Source organism: Herbaspirillum sp. SJZ106, from assembly GCF_006715495.1.
Taxonomy (GTDB): Bacteria; Pseudomonadota; Gammaproteobacteria; order Burkholderiales; family Burkholderiaceae_D; genus Herbaspirillum.
In genome coordinates, this window is sequence record NZ_VFNI01000005.1 from 337210 (window position 1) to 354831 (window position 17622).

The following is a 17622-nucleotide window of genomic DNA, read 5'->3' on the forward strand; positions in this document are numbered from 1 at the left end:
ATTCCACTTGCGACGCAATGCACTGGCCGTTACGATGGCAGCCGCCTTCGGTGCCGCGCAAGCCAATCCGGTGGCTCCGACGGTGGTCAATGGCGCCGCGACGTTCAGCCAGCAGGGCAATCAGTACACCATCACCAACACCCCCAACACCATCATCAACTGGAACAGTTTCTCGATTGCGGCCGGGGAAATCACCCGTTTCATCCAGCAAGGCGGCGACAGCCGGGTACTGAACCGGATTACCGGCCAGGATCCGAGCCAGATCCTCGGTTCCCTGCAATCGAACGGCAAGGTGTTCCTGATCAACCCGAACGGCGTGATCTTCGGCGCCGGTTCGCGCGTGGATGTCAACGGCCTGGTGGCTTCCAGCCTCAATATTTCCAATGCCGATTTTCTTGCCGGGAAAAATATTTTCAGCGGCAGCGACAGTGCCGGTAAGGTCAGCAACCAGGGCACGATTACCACGCCGTCCGGCGGACAGATTTTCCTGATCGGGCCATCGGTGGAAAACAGCGGCATCATTTCCTCACCCAATGGCGATGTGGTGCTGGCGGCCGGCAAGAGCGTGCAGCTATTCGATTCGGCCGATCCGAATGTGCAGGTCGTGGTATCGGCGCCGTCGGACCAGGCGTTGAACCTGGGAAGCATTGTGGCGCAGGGCGGCCGGGTGGGCGTATACGGCGCGCTGATCAATCAGCGCGGCATCATCAACGCCAACAGCGCGGTGCGCGGCGAAAATGGCAAGATCGTACTCAAAGCCAGCGACACCACGATGGTGGAAGCCGGCAGCGTGACCAGCGCCACCGGCAGCAATCTCAATAGCGGCGGCGAGATCATGCTGCTGGGCGCCAAGGTAGGCGTGGCCGGCAATGCCGTGGTGGACGCCAGCGGCGAAAGCGGCGGCGGCAAGGTGCTGGTGGGCGGCGACTACCAGGGCAAGAATGCGGCGGTGATGAATGCCGACGCCGTCTACGTCGGCCAGGACGCGACGATCCGCGCCGACGCTACGCAGAACGGCAATGGCGGCACCGTGGTGGTGTGGGGGCGGGATGCGACGCGCATGTACGGCACATTGACGGCGCGCGGCGGCGCGGCCGGCGGCAATGGCGGGCTGGTGGAAACGTCGGGAGGCTATCTCGATGTTGCCGGCGCGCGCGTCAACACCAGCGCGGCCGCAGGCAAGATCGGCAACTGGTTGCTGGATCCGTATGATATTGCCGTGGTATCCGGCCGCGGCGGCGCCCTGACCGATGTGGCGACCTTCGATACAGGCCCCGCAAGCGGCGTGACTTCGATCGGGGCCGACCTGATCTCGGAATCGATGAGCAATGTCGTGCTGCAAGCCAAGCACGACATCACTTTCAACAGCGCGATATTTAACAGCGCCAATGTTTCGCTGACTGCGCAGGCCGGCAACGACATTCAAGTCAATGCACCGATTGACATGTATGGAGGCATCACGCTCAGTGCCAACGATGCTGCCAGCGGCAGCGCCTCCGGCACAGGAGGGGTGACAGTGGCGAACTTGGGCGGTATTGATGCATTGAGCACTTACGGCAGTAATGCGACCTTGAAAGGCAGTTATGTCACCATTAATGGTGCTGTATCAATGTCCGGCGGCAATTTCGATGCGCATGCCACCGTGGCGGGAGGTGTTATTACGCTTGGCGCCAACGGCAATATCAGCAGTAGCGCCGGCAGCAACTCATCGCTGTCCTTCACTGCCGACAACATTAATCTGAATGGTAGCGTCACAGGCAGCATCATCAATATCGATACCTACAGCACAAGCACGGGTATCAACCTCGGCGCCAAAGTTGCCGGCCAGCTGAGCCTGACCAACGCCGAATTGAATCGACTGGATGCACCGATACTGAACATCGGCCAGAACACGAGCCACAGCGCCGCACTGACAGTAGCCAGTGCGATCGACTTGACCAATAGCGCGGCCGGATACCAACAGCTCAACCTGCGCGGCAATCTGATCACGGTATCCGATGCTCTCAAAACCCGGGGCCAATTGACATTGGACGGCATGAGCGGCTCGGTCAGTGGCGCCGGGCCGGTTACCGCCAATAGTTTGGTCGTCAACGCCGGTTCGGTCGCGCTGACCGGCAGCAATATGGCGGGCGGCATCAGCGGCAGCGCCACCACCGGCAACTTCGGCTTCACGGCTGCCAACGACTTGACGATCAATGGCAATATCAGCGGCGCAACCGGCATCTCGCTGACGGCGGGCGGCAACATCAACCAGAATAACAACACGACGCTGACAACGCCTTTATTGAGTGTGGCAGCGCCTGGCTCGGCCAACCTGAGCGGCACCGCCAATCGCATTGGCGCACTGACGGCGCCCGGCATCGGCTCGCTGACGGTGAACAATGCCGACAGCATTGCATTGAAGGCCATCACGCTGACCGGCATTGGCAGCGGCGGCGCCATCAACGTGACTACGCCTGGCAATATCGCGGTGGATGGCGTGGTAGACGCCAAGACGCAAAACATCAGCCTGTCAGCCAACAATATCAGCGGCGCCGGCACCCTGGCGGGGCAGGCCTTGACCCTGAATACCACCGGCGGCGTTGGCAGCGCCGCCAGTGCGCTGCTGACCAGGGTGGCTGAACTGACTGCTACCAATACCGCCGGTGCGAATTCGGTCGCGCCGATCAATATCGCCAACACCGGCAATAATACGAACGTGTTGATCGTGCATGACGTACAGCAGGTCGATGCCGGAGGCGGCAATGGCGGCGCCATCAAGATCGCCAACACAGGCGGCATGACGACTGCCGGCACTGTCTCGACCGGCGCCGGAGCGATCACGCTGCAAGCCAATGGCCCGTTGGCGGTGAATGGCCAGGTGTTGTCGGACAGCGGCTCGATTGCGCTGATCTCCGGCCCCGGCTATAACCCGGACAATACGCTGACTATCGGCAATGCGGCGGTAGTCAAATCGACTAACGGCACGGTGGCCATGACGGCAACGGCGTACACGCAAAACGGCGGTACTGTCACGGACAGGAATGGCCCGGTCACGGCGACGCTGATACCGAAGCCCACGCCGGAAACCCCATCTGACGCCTGCGCCGCCGCGCCGAATTCGCCGCTATGCGGGGCACTCTCGTTGCCGACGATCGCAGAGCTGGCCCGGCCGGCACAAGTGGCAATCAATGAGGTAGTCACCACCCTGAATGCCGTAAATGGCCAAAACAGCAACCGGGACGAAGGTTTTTCCAAGGCGGAGGAAGACGCAGGAGATGGCGCCTTGGAGGCAGCTGTAGAACAATATCGAAAACTGGCCAGGCCGCCGCGGCAATGAATTTTGAAAGACCGCAGGCCGCCACGCAGGGACGATGACATCAAAGCAGGGAGGACGATGAAGGTTGTAGGCCGAATCAAGAAGGAAATGACCGAAGGCATCGTGTGTGCGATTCTCGAAGATGCGCAGCAACTGGGGCAAGGCCTTGTTCGAAGAGGTGAGGGAGCAGGTGCGCTTGTTTGGCGAAAGCCAGCGTGGGATTTAGCCGGAATCAGGTTCCGGCGCTTGTTGTCCTTTGGTGTTGCCGTGCATTAACGCAGGCTGGCCTGCCGGCTTTGGGCGAAGAAATGCCGGACGCCCAAGCGGAGTTCATCCGGGGAACTGGCGCAACCCATCCAGGTCGTTGATGGTGATGCTGCCGTAATCCACTTTCAGCAAACCGGCCTTTTCCAGCACCTGCAACGCCTGGTTGGCGCGCTGGCGCGAGGTGCCGGAGAGATTGCCGACTTCCTCCTGGGAAATCTGCAGGTTCAGGCCGATGCCGGGATTGAGGTAAGGATTGAACAGCGCCGCCAGGCAACGCGCCACGCGCGCATCCGGTTCCAGCATGCGGTCGTATTCCACCAGCGAGATGAACAGCGCCAGGCGCTCGTTCAATTGCGTGACCAGGAAGCGGTTGAAGGGAATGCTGTTGTCCAGCAGCCAGATGTAGGTGGCTTTGGGCATGTAGAGCAACTCGCTCTCGCGCAGCGCCACCACGTCATACTTGCGCGGTTCATCCTTGAGCAGGGAACCTTCGCCCAGCCAGCCGCCGTTGGCCATGCCGGCGAACGAGACCGTCTTGCCTTCCGGCGAGACGCTGCTCATTTTCAACAAGCCCTCATGCACGCCGATCCAATGCGTCACCGGATCGCCCTTGCGGCATACGTAGCCGCCGGCGGCAATCTTGCGGCTCGATACCTCGGCCTCCACCCGGGCCAACTGAGCTTCTGTCAGTGCTTGCGCCCAGATGCTTTTTGCCAGCATGGTTCTGATCGGTGTCTCCATCATGATGCGTCGCAATATCGAAAGTTTGACAATTGTCGGTGAGATGACATCCGCTGGCAACAACTGACTCTACTATCATCCAAAAAAAGAATATGTAAATACAGGACGGCTGGCACGCAAGACTTCACGACGGACGTAGTAAGACCGACGTAAGCAAGGCGGCACAGACTGATCCGACACCGGATATTTCCAGCATCCTGGCAATATCCTCCGAACCTACAAAAAGAAGGTGGGAAGATGGTGGAGACGAGACAAGAGACGGAAACGCCAACGTTTCCGCAGCTGCTGCTTGCGCACGCGCAGGCACGGCCGCAGCGCCCGGCCTTCCGCGAGAAGGATCTGGGCATCTGGCAAGCCACGAGCTGGCAGCAGGTGGCCGACGAAGTGCGCGCCTTCGCCTGCGGGCTGGCCGCGCTGGGTTTCAGGCGCGGCATGAGCCTGGCGATCATCGGCAACAATTGCCCGCGCCTGTATTGGGCGATGTCCGCCGCGCAGGTGCTGGGCGGCATGTCGGTGCCGCTGTACCAGGATGCGCCGGCCGCCGACATGGCCTATGTGCTGGCCGACGCCAATGTCGACTTCGTCATGGCCGAAGACCAGGAGCAGGTCGACAAGGTCTTCGAGATCAAGGAAAACCTGCCGCGCATCGCCCATATCATCTACGACGATGAGCGCGGCATGCGCAACTACCATCAGCCGGAACTGCTGTCGTTTGCCCGCGTCCAGGAACTGGGCCGCGCCTACGAGCGCGCGCATCCCGATTTCTTCATGGACCAGGTCAAGGCCGGCAACCCCGACGACGTCGCCATCATCCTCTATACCTCCGGCACCACCGGCAAGCCCAAGGGCGTTTGCCATTCGCACCGCGCGATGATCGCCACCGCGCGCACGCTGGTGGAGTTCGACCGCCTCGATGAAGACGATGACATCCTCTGCTACCTGCCGCTGGCCTGGATCGGCGACTTCCTGTACTCGTTCGCCCAGCAGCACGTGGCGGGCTTCTGCCTGAATTGCCCGGAGTCGCCCAATACCGTCATGAGCGACCTGCGCGAGATCGGCCCGACCTATTACTTCGCGCCACCGCGCATCTATGAAAACATCCTGACCCAGGTGATGATCCGCATCGAGGACGTCGGCTGGATCAAGCGCACGATGTTCCACGGTTTCATGCGCGTGGCGCGCCGTGTCGGCATGCGCATCCTCGACAGGAAGCCCGGCGTATCGCTGGTCGACCGCCTGCAGTACGCGCTGGGCGACCTGCTGGTGTATGGCCCGCTGAAGAATGTGCTGGGCATGTCGCGCTTGCGCGTGGCCTATACCGGCGGCGAAGCCATCGGCCCCGACCTGTTCGACTTCTACCGTTCGCTTGGCATCAACCTGAAGCAGCTCTACGGCATGACCGAGACTTGCGTCACCATCTGCATGCAGCCTTCGGGCGACGTCAAGCTCGACAGCGTGGGCCGGCCGATGAAGGGCGTGGAGGTGCGCATCGATGACAACGGCGAAGTGCTGGTGCGCTCACCCGGCCTGATGAAGGAATACTTCAAGCGCCCCGACGCCACCGCCGAAGCCATCGACGCCGAAGGTTATTTCCATACCGGCGACGCCGGTTTCTTCGACAGCGACGGCCACCTCAAGATCATCGACCGCGCCAAGGATGTCGGCAAGATGGCAAGCGGCAGCATGTTCGCGCCCAAGTACATCGAGAACAAGCTCAAGTTCTTCCCCTTCGTCAAGGAGGCCGTCACCTTCGGCAACGGACGCGACAAGTGCATGGCCTTCATCAACATCGACATGGACGCGGTGGGCAACTGGGCCGAGCGGCGCAACCTGCCGTACAGCGGCTATACCGACCTGGCCGCCAATCCCGCCGTCTACGAGCTGGTGCGCGAATGCGTGGAAAAGGTCAATGCCGACCTCGCCGCCGATCCGTTGCTGGCCGACTCGCAGGTGCACCGCTTCCTGATCCTGCACAAGGAGCTCGACCCCGACGACGAGGAACTGACCCGCACCCGCAAGGTGCGGCGCGGCTTCATCGCCGACAAGTACGCGGTGCTGATCGAGGCGTTGTATGACGGCCGTGCGTCGCAATACATCGAGACGCAGGTGAAGTTCGAGGACGGCCGGCAGGGCATGATTGCGGCCGACCTGAAGATCGCCGAGGCCAAGACCTTCGCGGCGCTGGGGCGCGCGGCCTGAACGGCGCGCCGACGCATGCATGCAGCCACACGAACCGGGCCTGTCGGTCCGGCCGAACCCAAGCGTATCCTGACCTATCGATGAATACGATCATGAAACGACACATGACTGCAGAAATTATCCCCTCCGGGCAACCGCCGGTATCGAGCCCGGATGCGCAAGACGCGGGCACGGCCGCCAGCGGCCGCCGGATCGGCGGCGTGATCCTCGACTTGCAGAACATTTCGCTGTCCTTCGGCGGAGTCAAGGCGCTGACCGATATCTCCTTCAATGTGCGCGAGCACGAGATTCGCGCCATCATCGGCCCCAACGGCGCCGGCAAGAGCTCGATGATCAACGTCATCAACGGCGTCTACCATCCGCAAAAGGGCAACATCGTCTACCGCGGCCAGCAGCGGCGCGGCATGCGCCCGAGCGCGATCGCGCGCCAGGGCATCGCGCGCACCTTCCAGAACATCGCGCTGTTCAAGGGAATGACCGTGCTCGACAACATCATGACCGGACGCAATACCAAGATGCGTTCCGGCCTGCTGTCGAACGCGCTGTGGTGGGGCGCCGCCCGCAACGAGGAAATCGAACACCGGCGCAAGGTGGAAGAGGTGATCGATTTTCTCGAAATCCAGCATATCCGCAAGACTCCGGTGGGGCGCTTGCCCTACGGCCTGCAAAAGCGCGTGGAGCTGGCGCGCGCGCTGGCGGCCGAGCCGGGCATGCTGCTGTTGGACGAACCGATGGCCGGCATGAACGTGGAAGAAAAGCAGGACATGTGCCGCTTCATCCTCGACGTCAACGACCAGTTCGGCACCACCATCGTACTGATCGAGCACGACATGGGCGTGGTGATGGACATCTCCGACCGCGTCGTGGTGCTGGACTACGGCAAGAAGATCGGCGACGGCACGCCCGACGAGGTGATGAACAATCCGGAAGTGATCAAGGCCTATCTCGGCACCTCGCACTGAACGGGCCGGAAATAAAAACGCAAGGCGATCGGGAGACGACATGCAATTCTTTTTCGAAGTGGCGCTGAGCGGCCTGCTCTCCGGCCTCATGTATTCGCTGGTGGCGCTGGGCTTCGTGCTGATCTACAAGGCCTCCGGCGTGTTCAATTTCGCCCAGGGCGCGATGGTGTATTTCGCGGCGCTGGCGGTGGTGGGGCTGATGGACAAGGGCATGCCGATGTGGGCGGCGGTGATCGGCGCCTTCCTGGTGATGATCCTGGTGGGCCTGGCGACCGAACGCTTCGTGCTGCGCAAGCTGGTCAACCAGCCGCCGATCACGCTGTTCATGGCCACCATCGGCCTGACCTTCTTCCTTGAGGGGCTGGGACCCTTGTTGTTCGGCAACGAAGTGCGCCCGATCGACCTGGGCATCGTCGACGAGCCCATCATGTCGGTAATGGACAGCATCGGCATCGGCATTTCCAAGTTCGACCTGTTCGCCTCCGGCATGGTGGTGGTGCTGGTGGCCGCGCTGGCGCTGTTTTTCCAGAAGACCAAGGTCGGCCGCGCGCTGCGCGCGGTAGCCGACGACCACCAAGCGGCATTGTCGCTGGGCATCCCGCTGCAGCACATCTGGGCGGTGGTCTGGGGCGTGGCCGGTTTCGTCGCGCTGGTGGCCGGACTGCTCTGGGGCTCGCGCAACGGCGTGCAGTTCGCGCTCACCATGACGGCGTTGAAGGCGCTGCCGGTGCTGATCCTGGGCGGATTCACCTCGATCCCCGGCGCCATCGTCGGCGGCCTGATCATCGGCGCCTCCGAGAAGCTGGCCGAGATCTATATCCCACCGGTCATGCAGGACGCCTTCGGCGGCAATTTCGGCGGCATCGAAGGCTGGTTTCCCTACGTGTTCGCGCTGCTGTTCCTGCTGGTGCGGCCGGAGGGATTGTTCGGCGAACGGCATATCGACCGGGTGTGAGAAAAAGGATGGATGCGATACGGCGCCGTTCGCCCTGAGCAGGCCGCAGGCCGTATCGAAGGGCAGTTTCGGAGCGGGACGGAAACACATGTGCGCTGGCTTCGATACGCCGCCGATGGCGGCTACTCAGCCCGAACGGGAAGAGATGAAGCGCAGTGGGCAAGGCATAGGAGAAAAACATGCTGTACCGTGAAGCAGGACAATTCAAGACAAGCTACATCGCCGACAGCCAGATCTTCCCGATCCGGCAGGATCGGATCGTATTTGCGCTGTTCATGGCGGTGGCCTTCGTCGCCGTGCCTTTTCTGGGCAGCGAGTACTGGTTTTCGGCGATCCTGATCCCGTTCCTGGTGTTCGCGCTGGCCGCGCTCGGGTTGAACGTCCTGACCGGCTATGCCGGCCAGTTGTCGCTCGGCTCGGCCGCCTTCATGGCGGTGGGCGCCTATGCCGCCTACAACTTCCAGTTGCGGGTGGAAGGCATTCCCATCCTGCTGACCTTCATCCTGGCCGGCGGCTGCGCGGCCTTGGTGGGCGTGCTGTTCGGCCTGCCTTCGCTGCGCATCAAGGGCTTTTACCTGGCGGTGGCGACGCTGGCGGCGCAGTTCTTCGTGGTGTGGGCGCTGACCAAGTTCGCCTGGTTCTCCAACAACAGCTCCTCGGGCGTGATCAGCGCGCCCAAGATCGACCTGTTCGGCATCGACATCAATACGCCGGTCAAGAAATACCTGTTCGTGCTGGCCATCGTGTGCGTCATGGCGCTGGTGGCCAAGAACCTGGTGCGCTCTTCCACCGGCCGCGCCTGGATGGCGGTGCGCGACATGGACGTGGCGGCCGAGGTGATCGGCATCCCGCTCATGCGCACCAAGCTGACCGCCTTCGCCGTCAGTTCCTTTTACTGCGGCGTGGCCGGCGCGCTCTATGCGTTCTGCTACCTGGGCTCGGTGGAGCCGGACGGCTTTTCGCTGGACCTGTCGTTCCGCATCCTGTTCATGATCATCATCGGCGGCGTCGGCAGCATTCTCGGTTCTTTCCTGGGGTCGGCCTTCATCCTGCTGCTGCCGATCTTCCTCGACAACGCCTTGCCGCCGCTGGCCGCCTTGCTGCACCTGCCGTTCACCAACGCCACCGTGTCGCATATCCAGCTGATGGTGTTCGGCGCGCTGATCATCTTCTTCCTGATCGTCGAGCCGCACGGGCTGGCGCGGTTGTGGCAGATCGCCAAGGAGAAATTGCGACTGTGGCCGTTCCCGCATTGACGGGCGGCGCAACAGGTTCATGAGTTGGAAGGGCCGGCTCACCGGCAACGCATAAGTCGGAAACGACAATACAAGAGGAGACGAGACCATGAAGAGCGTGAAACACCTGATGTTGGCCGCGGCAACCGCCGCCAGCCTGCTGTCGACGGCGCTGCCGGCCGCGGCGCAGACAGGCGAGCAGTTCATCGCCATTCCCAGCTACCGCGTGGGGCCCTACGGCACCAACGGCCAGTCCTACTACGGCGGCTATGTCGATTACCTCAATTACGTGAACATGAAGGACGGCGGCATCAACGGCGTCAAGCTGTCCTGGGAAGAATGCGAGACCGAGTACAACAACGCCAAGGGCGTGGAGTGCTATGAGCGCATGAAGAACAAGAACCCGGTGACCAAGGGCACCGCGATCAATCCGATGGCTACCGGCATTTCCTATGCCTTGATCGACAAGACCGCTGAAGACAAGGTGCCGCTCTTGATGATCGGCTACGGCCGCACCGATGCGGTGGACGGTTCGGTGTTCCCGTATGCCTTCCCGCTGGTGACCACTTACCAGATGCAGGTCTCGGCCATCGTCAAGTTCCTGGCCGGCAAGAACGGCGGTTCGCTGGCCGGCAAGAAGATCGTGTTCCTGTACCACGACTCGGCCTACGGCAAGGAGCCGATCGTGGCGCTGCAGGCCGAGTCCAGCATCGGCAAGTTCAAGCTGATCGAGATTCCGGTGGCGCATCCCGGCAACGAGCAGGGCGCGCAATGGCTGCGCATCCGCCAGGAGAATCCGGACTACGTGATCTTCTGGGGCTGGGGCGTGATGAACCAGACCGCGCTGAAGGCGGCGCAGAAGGTCGGCTACGCGCGCGACAAGATCATCGGTTCATGGTGGGCCGGTTCCGAGGAAGACACGATCCCCGCGGGTGATGCCGCCAAGGGCTACATGAGCGCGACCTGGAACGTGGCCGGCAAGAACGTGCCGGTGATCGCCGACATCGACAAGGTGCTCTACGGCGCCGGCCGCGGCAACATGCAGGACAAGAACAAGGTCGGCTCGATCCTCTACAACCGCGGCGTCTCGGCCGCCATCGCCACGGTGGAGGCGGTGCGCACCGCGCAGGACAAGTTTGGCAAAGGCAAGGTCATGAGCGGCGAGCAGGTGCGCTGGGGCCTGGAAAACATGAACATCACCAATGCCCGCCTGCAGCAACTGGGCGCCACCGGCCTGCTGCCGGAGATCAAGACCTCGTGCGACAACCATGAAGGTTCCGGCAAGGTCAAGATCCAGCAGTGGGACGGCAGCAAGTGGGTGCTGGTGTCGGACTGGATCGAAGGCAACAAGAACCTGATCCACCCGCTGTTCAAGGCTTCCGCCGCCAAATACGCAAAAGAAAAAGGCATTACTCCTGCCTGCATGAAGTAGGCGCTTGCGCCGGCGGCCTTGCACGTCTCCCATCCGTCGCCGGCGCTTTTTTGAATTGCGGACGAACATATGAGTACTGCGCTCTCGATCAACAATATTGAAGTCATCTACGACCACGTGATCCTGGTCTTGAAAGGCGTCTCGCTGGACGTCCCGGACGGCAAGATCGTGGCGCTCTTGGGCGCCAACGGCGCCGGCAAGAGCACCACGCTCAAGGCCATCTCCAACCTGCTGCGCGCCGAGCGCGGCGACGTCACCAAGGGCAGCATCGAATTCCGCGGCGAGCGGGTCGACCGCATGACGCCCAACGACCTGGTCAAGCGCGGCGTGATCCAGGTGATGGAAGGGCGGCACTGCTTCGGCCACCTGACGGTGGAAGAGAACCTGCTGACCGGCGCCTACACGCGCGGCATCAGCAACGGCGAAGTGAAGCAGGAGCTGGAAAAGATCTACGACTATTTCCCGCGCCTGAAGGTCAGGCGCAAGTCGCAGTCGGGCTACACCTCGGGCGGCGAGCAGCAGATGACGGCGATCGGCCGCGCCATGATGGCCAAGCCGTCGATGATCCTGCTGGACGAACCGTCGATGGGCCTGGCGCCGCAGATCGTCGAAGAGATCTTCGAGATCGTCAAGGACCTCAACACCCGGGAGAAAGTCTCGTTCCTGCTGGCCGAGCAGAACACCATGGTGGCGCTGCGCTACGCCGATTTCGGCTACATCCTGGAAAACGGCCGGGTGGTGATGGAAGGCGCGGCCGGGGAGCTGTCGGATAACGAAGACGTCAAGGAGTTCTATCTCGGCGTGTCCTCGGGCGGGCGCAAGAATTTCCGCGACATGAAGTTCTATCGCCGCCGCAAGCGCTGGCTCGCTTGAGATCGGGAGGCGACATGGCAGACAGCAGGCAAGTCCTCGCGGAACTGGATGCGCTGGAACGGCGCGATCCGCAGCAGCGTGAAGAACAATTGCTGCGGCGCCTGCCGCAGTTGCTGGCGCGCGCGCAGGCGGCGCCGGGTTGGGCGCGCATCCTGCACGATATCGACGCGCAGGCGGTGCGCACGCGAGCCGACCTGGCGCAATTGCCGGTCACGCGCAAGTCCGACCTGAAGGAGCTGCAGGCGCGCGAGGCGCCGTTCGGCGGCCTCAACAGCACCCCGGTGCGGCAATTGCGGCGGCTGTTCGTCTCGCCCGGGCCGATCTACGATCCGGAAGGGCATTGCGCCGACTGGTGGCGTTTTTCCAGCCCGATGAAGGCGCTGGGGCTGGAAGCCGGCCATATCGTGCAGAACTGCTTTGCCTACCATTTCACGCCGGCCGCCTTCATGGTCGAAGGCGCCGCCGCCAAGCTGGGCTGCGCGGTGATCCCGGCGGGCATCGGCCAGACCGAGCTGCAGGTCAACGCGATGGCGGCCCTGAAACCGGATGCCTATGTCGGCACGCCGTCGTTCCTCAAGATCATCATCGAGAAGGCGCGCGAGATGCAGGCCGACATCAGCAGCGTGCAACGCGCGCTGGTCAGCGCCGAGGCCTTGCCGCCGTCGCTGCGGAGCTGGTTCCATGAACATGGCGTGCCGCATGTGCTGCAACTGTACGCCTCGGCCGATATCGGCAACATCGCCTACGAAACCATGAGCGACGGCGCGGTCAACCCCGGCATGGTGCTCGATGAGGAACTGATCCTGGAGATCGTGCGCCCCGGCACCGGCGACCCGGTCGCCGCCGGCGAGGTGGGCGAGGTGGTGGTGACCTCGTTCAACCCGGATTACCCGCTGCTGCGTTTCGGCACCGGCGACTTGTCGGCGGTGATCGCCGGCGCATCGCCGTGCGGGCGCACCAATACCCGCATCAAGGGCTGGATGGGACGCGCCGACCAGACCACCAAGGTGCGCGGCATGTTCGTGCATCCTTCCCAGGTGGCCGACGTGCTGCGCCGCCATGGCGATGTGCTCAAGGCGCGGCTGGTAGTGAGCGGCGAGATGGCCAACGACATCATGACCCTGCATTGCGAAGTCGGCGATCCGCAAGACCCCGCCGTCGACGCGGCGGCCGTGGCCGGCAGCCTGCGCGAGCTGACCAAGCTGCGCGGCGAGGTGATGTTCGTGGCGCCGGGTAGCCTGCCTAACGATGGCAAGGTGATCGAGGACGCGCGCAAATACGAATGAGCGAAGCGCAACGAGATCGGCCGCCGTTATGTCTTGTACGGCGGCCGGTTCCCGCATAGAATCTTTCTCGGGGTATTCACCCCAACGTCGCTCGGACGGTTCCGGGCGCTAACGTGAAAGTCCAACATGACGCAATCCGCAGATTCGCGCGAGCCTTCGCGCACGCCTGACGTTTCTTCTTCCGCTTCTCTTTCTTCACCTGTTCCCGACGCCAACGCCATCCCGGTCAGCTTTCCGCGCATCGACCGCCTGCCGCCCTACGTCTTCAACATCACCGCCGAACTGAAAATGGCGGCGCGCCGCCGCGGCGAGGACATCATCGACATGTCGATGGGCAATCCGGACGGCCCCACGCCGCCGCATATCGTGCAAAAGCTGGTGGAGGTGGCGCAGCGGCCCGACACGCACGGCTATTCCTCGTCCAAGGGCATTCCGCGGCTGCGCCGCGCGATCGCGCACTGGTACAAGTCGCGCTATGCGGTGGACTTCGATCCGGACAGCGAGGCCATCGTCACCATCGGTTCCAAGGAAGGCCTGGCGCACCTGATGCTGGCCACGCTGGACAAGGGCGATACCGTGCTGGTGCCCAACCCCAGTTACCCGATCCACATCTACGGCGCGGTCATCGCCGGCGCCAGCATTCGCTCGGTGCGCATGAGCCCGGGCGTGGATTTCTTCGACGAGCTGGAACGCGCGGTGCGCGAAAGCTATCCCAAGCCCAAGATGATGATCTTGGGTTTCCCTTCGAACCCGACCGCGCAATGCGTCGAGCTGGAATTCTTCGAGCGCGTGGTGAAGCTGGCGCGCGAGCACAACATCCTGGTGGTGCACGACCTGGCCTACGCCGACATCACCTTCGACGGCTGGCAGGCGCCGTCCATCATGCAGGTTCCCGGCGCGCGCGACGTCGCGGTGGAATTCTTCACGCTGTCCAAGAGCTACAACATGGCCGGCTGGCGGATCGGCTTCATGGTCGGCAACCAGAAACTGGTGGCGGCGCTGGCGCGCATCAAGAGCTATCACGACTACGGCAGCTTCACGCCGGTGCAGGTGGCGGCGATCGCCGCGCTGGAAGGCGACCAGTCCTGCGTGGAGGAGATCCGCGCCAATTACGAAAAGCGCCGCAACGTGCTGGTCAAGGGCCTGCACGAAGCCGGCTGGATGGTCGACGTGCCCAAGGCCTCGATGTACATCTGGGCGCGCATTCCCGAGCCTTACCGCGCTTTGGGTTCGCTCGAATTTGCCAAGATATTGCTGGAACAGGCCAAGGTCTGCGTGTCGCCGGGCATCGGTTTCGGCGAATACGGCGACGAGTATGTGCGCTTCGCCCTGATCGAGAACGAGTCGCGCATCCGCCAGGCGGTGCGCGGGATCAAGGCCATGTTCAAGGCAGCCAAGGGCAACTGACGCAGGTCTTTATGGCCTGGAACGGCGCGCAATGCAATTTGCGCGCCGTTTTCATTTTCCGGTCAGATCCAGGCCGTTCCATGCGCGCCGATTGCGGTGCGCGCAGCACCCAATCGCGGGGGAGCGTGACGGATGGCGGTCATCGTTGGGCACGTTGTAAAAAGAGATACGGATTGTAATCCAGGCTGCAGTTCCCGGTGATCGATGCTATTGTCTGGCCATAATGCGCAGGGCATGCGGCGCATTGCCTATGTATCGTTTTTACTTGTCGTCATCACAACATCGCTCATCATGAGAAAAATAATCTTCGCCTCTCTGATCGCCATCGCAAGCGCGGCGTCCGTCTTGCCCGCCGTTGCGCAGGCCCAGGTTTCCGTCAGCATCAATATCGGCCCGCCGCCGCTGCGGGTCGAACCATTGCCGCCGCCGCGCCACGGCTACATCTGGGCGCCCGGCTATTGGGACTGGAACGGTCATGACCACGTCTGGCGCGAAGGCCGCTGGATGCGCGAGCGCTCCGGTTATTCCTACGCCCAGCCGGTCTGGCGCCAGGGCCCGAACGGGTGGGTGCTGGATCGGGGCGGCTGGCGCGGCAACCCGCATCGCCACGACGATGGCGAGCGCCGGCCCGGGCGCGGCAATGACCGCGACCATTGCCCGCCGGGACATGCCAAAAAGGGAGAGTGCTGATTACGCTCCGGTCGAGTAGGCCGGTAGCCAGAAAGAACGGCCGCGACGTGCAGTACGTCGCGGCCGTTTTTCATTGTCCTGCGGTTTCCGGGCGCAGCCGGCTCAGACCCTGTCCATCAGCGCCGATACCGCAAACGAGACGACGCCGGCGGTGATGCACCATACCGCGAGGCGGTATTGGGGAATGAATTTGGTCACGAAGGGCAGCAGGAAATACAACGCGACGGCAATCAGGATGCTGGTGATGAGTCTTTTCATTGGCATGGCGATGTTGGTTGGACGCTGGCCGCTATGATAGTGCGATTTCGCCCGTCGGTGGCGCTGGTGTACGTCGGTCGGCCTTGCCGCGCCTAGCGGGTTGGCTGTGTGGGCGCGGCCGGCGCCATGGGCGTTGCCGTCCCTGGCGGCAGGTTGCGGTCGGCCGCGTCGTCGGCCGGGCGTTGGCCGCCGTGGCGATTGAAGAACTCGACAATCACGCGCGACGCATCCAGGTTCTGCGACGCCTTGCCGCCATTGGACATGGGCGCGGTGCCGCCCGGCCAGTTGTGGCCGCCGCCCTTGATCTCATAGAGCACCACCGCCTGCGGATCGCTCTTGCTGTGGTAGGTGTATTGGCGTACCGAGGTGCCGTCGCCGGCGGTGTCGGGGATGTCGTTTATGTCAGGCCTGGGATCGGCGCCGTTGGCCTTGACCCAGGCGTCGATGGTCTTGGCGACCGACAGGCGCGGCACCTGGGTCGCTTCCTTGGGGCCGACCCCGCCCAGGAACGGGATGAAGGGATCGTCGCTGCCATGGATGTGCAGCACCGGCACGCCGGCTTTGACCGTCTCGGGCGGCACATCCAGGACCGCGCTGACCACCGCCACGCCCTTGAACAGCTCCGGCGCTTCGGCCGCCAGGCGGTAGGCCAGCATGCCGCCGTTGGACAGGCCCGCGACATACACCCGGCTGCGGTCGGCCAGGCCTTCGGACACCAGCTTGTCGATCAGTGCGCGGATGAACGCGACGTCATCGACCTTGTGCATTTGCGCGTAGCCGCAGCAACCGCCGGAATTCCAGGTGCGCGCATCGATGGTCAGGCCGGTGCCGTTGGGATAGGCCACCATGTAGCCGGCCGCTTCGGCGATTTCGGTCAGGCCGGTGTTGCGCGCCAGCAGGGAGCCGCTGGAGCCGCTGCCGTGCAGGGCGATGATCAGCGGTTGCGGCATGCCCCGGCCGCCGCGTTCGGAAAAATAGGCGCGCGCCAGGTTGCCCACGCGCATCGACTTGAGCGACAGGTCGACCGCTTGCGCCGCCGGGCTGATGAGGAAAAGGCACAGTCCGGACAGTAGCAACGCCCGGCAGAAGGCGAGAAGGGGGATTCGGATCGTCATGGGCAAGCGTTCAGGGCATGGCTATCACAAGGCGTTGACGCTATGTTAATCCGTCGATCCGAATGCACAAAGGGGATTTACACCCGCGTTGAATGGGGGGCGCCGCCGCCGTTCCCTGCCACAGCTGCCGCTGCTGCCGCAGACGGGCAGCGGCGCATGCTATAGAGGAAACGGCGCTGGCGCGGAGGCCGTCAGCCGCGGGCTGGGATGTTCAGGCCCCTGGCCACGGCCGGACGCGCCACGAAGGCTTCCAGCGCGCGCGCCACATGGGGGAAGTCCTTGAAACCGACCAGTTCGCCCGCTTCATAGAAGCCGACCAGGTTGCGAATCCACGGGAAGGTGGCGATATCGGCGATGCTGTATTCGTCGCCGGCCAGCCACTTGTTCTCGGCCAGGCGCTTGTCCATCACGCCCAGCAGGCGTTTGGATTCGTTGACGTAGCGCTCGCGCGGGCGCTTGTCTTCGTATTCCTTGCCGGCGAAACGGTGGAAGAAGCCGAGCTGGCCGAACATCGGGCCGACGCCGCCCATCTGGAACATCACCCACTGGATCACCTGGTAGCGCGCGGCCGGATCGACCGGGATGAACTTGCCGGTCTTCTCGGCCAGGTACAGCAGGATGGCGCCCGACTCGAACAGCGGCAGCGGCTGGCCGCCGGGGCCGTTGGGGTCGATGATGGCGGGGATCTTGTTGTTCGGGTTCAGCGACAGGAATTCCGGCGACATCTGGTCGTTGGTGTCGAAGCTGACCAGGTGCGGCTCGTAGGGCAGGCCGGTTTCTTCCAGCATGATCGATACCTTCACGCCGTTGGGCGTGGGCAGCGAATACAGCTGGATACGGTCGGGGTGCCGGGCCGGCCATTTGTCGTTGATGGCGAAGTTCGACAATGCGTTCATGTATGCGT

The 17622-nt window shown here is 63.1% G+C and carries 14 protein-coding genes; 10 read left to right on the plus strand and 4 right to left on the minus strand.

Going from position 1 to position 17622, the window contains the following annotated elements:
* Window positions 1-34: 34 nt before the first annotated feature.
* Window positions 35-3319, plus strand: a complete 3285-nt coding sequence (locus tag FB598_RS16970; RefSeq protein WP_255464079.1) for an S-layer family protein — start codon at window positions 35-37, stop codon at window positions 3317-3319.
* Between the two features lie 309 nt (window positions 3320-3628).
* On the opposite strand, the gene FB598_RS16975 is transcribed toward FB598_RS16970, so the two are convergent.
* Window positions 3629-4285, minus strand: a complete 657-nt coding sequence (locus tag FB598_RS16975) for a Crp/Fnr family transcriptional regulator (protein WP_255464063.1) — start codon at window positions 4283-4285, stop codon at window positions 3629-3631.
* A gap of 258 nt (window positions 4286-4543) precedes the next feature.
* Here FB598_RS16975 and FB598_RS16980 point away from each other — a divergent pair, with 258 nt between their 5' ends.
* The 9 genes from FB598_RS16980 (at window position 4544) to FB598_RS17020 (ending at window position 15345) form a co-directional block, all read left to right on the plus strand.
* On the plus strand, window positions 4544-6505 hold the full coding sequence (locus FB598_RS16980; protein WP_141916729.1) for a long-chain fatty acid--CoA ligase: 1962 nt from the start codon (window positions 4544-4546) through the stop codon (window positions 6503-6505).
* A gap of 80 nt (window positions 6506-6585) precedes the next feature.
* Window positions 6586-7467 carry an ABC transporter ATP-binding protein gene (locus FB598_RS16985; protein ID WP_141916732.1) on the plus strand — a complete coding sequence of 294 codons (882 nt, stop codon included), beginning with the start codon at window positions 6586-6588 and terminating at the stop codon, window positions 7465-7467.
* Between the two features lie 40 nt (window positions 7468-7507).
* Window positions 7508-8422, plus strand: coding sequence for a branched-chain amino acid ABC transporter permease (locus FB598_RS16990; protein WP_141916734.1), 915 nt, complete (start codon window positions 7508-7510; stop codon window positions 8420-8422).
* Between the two features lie 179 nt (window positions 8423-8601).
* Window positions 8602-9678: a branched-chain amino acid ABC transporter permease gene (locus FB598_RS16995; RefSeq protein WP_141916737.1), complete on the plus strand. Its 1077-nt coding sequence runs from the start codon at window positions 8602-8604 to the stop codon at window positions 9676-9678.
* A gap of 88 nt (window positions 9679-9766) precedes the next feature.
* Window positions 9767-11089, plus strand: a complete 1323-nt coding sequence (locus tag FB598_RS17000; RefSeq protein ID WP_141916740.1) for an ABC transporter substrate-binding protein — start codon at window positions 9767-9769, stop codon at window positions 11087-11089.
* A gap of 69 nt (window positions 11090-11158) precedes the next feature.
* Window positions 11159-11962, plus strand: a complete 804-nt coding sequence (locus tag FB598_RS17005) for an ABC transporter ATP-binding protein (protein WP_141916742.1) — start codon at window positions 11159-11161, stop codon at window positions 11960-11962.
* Window positions 11963-11976: 14 nt separating this feature from the next.
* Window positions 11977-13248 (plus strand): phenylacetate--CoA ligase family protein, encoded by a 1272-nt coding sequence (locus FB598_RS17010; protein WP_141916744.1) that lies wholly within the window; start codon window positions 11977-11979, stop codon window positions 13246-13248.
* Window positions 13249-13374: 126 nt separating this feature from the next.
* Window positions 13375-14655 carry an alanine transaminase gene (gene alaC / locus FB598_RS17015; RefSeq protein ID WP_141916747.1) on the plus strand — a complete coding sequence of 427 codons (1281 nt, stop codon included), beginning with the start codon at window positions 13375-13377 and terminating at the stop codon, window positions 14653-14655.
* A 234-nt stretch (window positions 14656-14889) separates the two neighbouring features.
* The gene (locus tag FB598_RS17020; RefSeq protein WP_255464061.1) at window positions 14890-15345 is read left to right on the plus strand and encodes a YXWGXW repeat-containing protein; all 456 of its coding nucleotides are present in this window, start codon (window positions 14890-14892) and stop codon (window positions 15343-15345) included.
* A 102-nt stretch (window positions 15346-15447) separates the two neighbouring features.
* On the opposite strand, the gene FB598_RS20790 is transcribed toward FB598_RS17020, so the two are convergent.
* From FB598_RS20790 to FB598_RS17030, 3 genes are all read right to left on the minus strand, one after another.
* On the minus strand, window positions 15448-15603 hold the full coding sequence (locus FB598_RS20790; RefSeq protein WP_183405878.1) for a hypothetical protein: 156 nt from the start codon (window positions 15601-15603) through the stop codon (window positions 15448-15450).
* Window positions 15604-15695: 92 nt separating this feature from the next.
* Entirely contained in the window at window positions 15696-16718 is a 1023-nt protein-coding gene (locus FB598_RS17025) for a PHB depolymerase family esterase (protein ID WP_141916750.1), read from the minus strand.
* Window positions 16719-16909: 191 nt separating this feature from the next.
* Window positions 16910-17614: a glutathione binding-like protein gene (locus tag FB598_RS17030; protein ID WP_141916753.1), complete on the minus strand. Its 705-nt coding sequence runs from the start codon at window positions 17612-17614 to the stop codon at window positions 16910-16912.
* Between the last annotated feature and the right edge of the window lie 8 nt (window positions 17615-17622).

Coding starts and splice junctions, on each gene's coding strand:
- FB598_RS16970 (WP_255464079.1), top strand. CDS start 35: ATGGCAGCCGCCTTCGGTGCCGCGCAAGCCAATCCGGTGGCTCCGACG.
- FB598_RS16975 (WP_255464063.1), bottom strand. CDS start 4,285: ATGCTGGCAAAAAGCATCTGGGCGCAAGCACTGACAGAAGCTCAGTTG.
- FB598_RS16980 (WP_141916729.1), top strand. CDS start 4,544: ATGGTGGAGACGAGACAAGAGACGGAAACGCCAACGTTTCCGCAGCTG.
- FB598_RS16985 (WP_141916732.1), top strand. CDS start 6,586: ATGAATACGATCATGAAACGACACATGACTGCAGAAATTATCCCCTCC.
- FB598_RS16990 (WP_141916734.1), top strand. CDS start 7,508: ATGCAATTCTTTTTCGAAGTGGCGCTGAGCGGCCTGCTCTCCGGCCTC.
- FB598_RS16995 (WP_141916737.1), top strand. CDS start 8,602: ATGCTGTACCGTGAAGCAGGACAATTCAAGACAAGCTACATCGCCGAC.
- FB598_RS17000 (WP_141916740.1), top strand. CDS start 9,767: ATGAAGAGCGTGAAACACCTGATGTTGGCCGCGGCAACCGCCGCCAGC.
- FB598_RS17005 (WP_141916742.1), top strand. CDS start 11,159: ATGAGTACTGCGCTCTCGATCAACAATATTGAAGTCATCTACGACCAC.
- FB598_RS17010 (WP_141916744.1), top strand. CDS start 11,977: ATGGCAGACAGCAGGCAAGTCCTCGCGGAACTGGATGCGCTGGAACGG.
- alaC (WP_141916747.1), top strand. CDS start 13,375: ATGACGCAATCCGCAGATTCGCGCGAGCCTTCGCGCACGCCTGACGTT.
- FB598_RS17020 (WP_255464061.1), top strand. CDS start 14,890: ATGCGGCGCATTGCCTATGTATCGTTTTTACTTGTCGTCATCACAACA.
- FB598_RS20790 (WP_183405878.1), bottom strand. CDS start 15,603: ATGAAAAGACTCATCACCAGCATCCTGATTGCCGTCGCGTTGTATTTC.
- FB598_RS17025 (WP_141916750.1), bottom strand. CDS start 16,718: ATGACGATCCGAATCCCCCTTCTCGCCTTCTGCCGGGCGTTGCTACTG.
- FB598_RS17030 (WP_141916753.1), bottom strand. CDS start 17,614: ATGAACGCATTGTCGAACTTCGCCATCAACGACAAATGGCCGGCCCGG.